1 protein-coding gene is annotated in these 832 nt (G+C 46.5%); it reads right to left on the bottom strand.

Translation table 11 applies throughout. The annotated features are described in order from the left end of the window. Positions 1 to 714: flagellar hook-associated protein FlgK (gene flgK, locus A3762_RS08005; RefSeq protein ID WP_068754831.1), on the bottom strand; the 714-nt coding region annotated here is incomplete at its 3' end. Positions 715 to 832 lie beyond the last annotated feature (118 nt).

The following is an 832-nucleotide window of genomic DNA, read 5'->3' as shown; positions in this document are numbered from 1 at the left end:
TACGAGCGGGTCGCCTTTTCCGAGATACACATTTACTGTTCCGTTGTTCGGGTTTTCAACAACAGAAAGTTGAACGTATTCAGATAGTTCACGCAATAGTTCGTCGCGTTCATCAAGCAATTGATTCGGCTTTTGACCTTCACCTGTAGAACTACTAGCGAGTGCGATAGCTGCATTCGTTTCAGCCAGCCCCTGCGCCAGCGCATTGATCGATGAGACATCCGCTTCAAGATTCTGATTGATGTTTGCAACAACACCTTCAAGACGCGCCGCCAATGTTTGAAAGCGCGATACTAAGCCTTCCGCTTGCGTGAGCAATAATTGACGCTGAGGTACCGACGTTGGGTCTTCAGCCGCGCCTTGCAAAGATTCAAAGAAACGGCTCAGTGATGGCGTTAGACCTGTCGCCTCACTCGCTAAAAGATTATCGATGACAGAAGCTTGATCAAGAATCGCCTCACGTTCGTTATAAATACTGGTATCAAAACGCTGCTGCGCCAAAACAAAGTCCGATGTAATACGACGAATCGCATCAACACTTGCGCCCTGCCCAACATAACCTGCAGCCGTTAGCTCCCCTGGTTTATCAACAAAGATCGCTTCTTGGCGGCTATATCCAGGCGTATTAATGTTCGCAACGTTATTACCTGTGACAGACAGGCCAACCTGATGCGTTTTTAAGCCACTAATACCTATGTTAATTAAATCAGCCACGTCTAGTTACCACCCTTTACTGATTGAAAGATGGCATCCATGTCTGACAAACGATTCTGAACAATATTTCCAATTTTGTTCGCGTACTCTGGATCAGTCGCATAACCAGATTGCTGCA

The organism is Oleiphilus sp. HI0125, from assembly GCF_001635355.1.
This window is presented reverse-complemented; position numbering and strand designations above follow the sequence as displayed.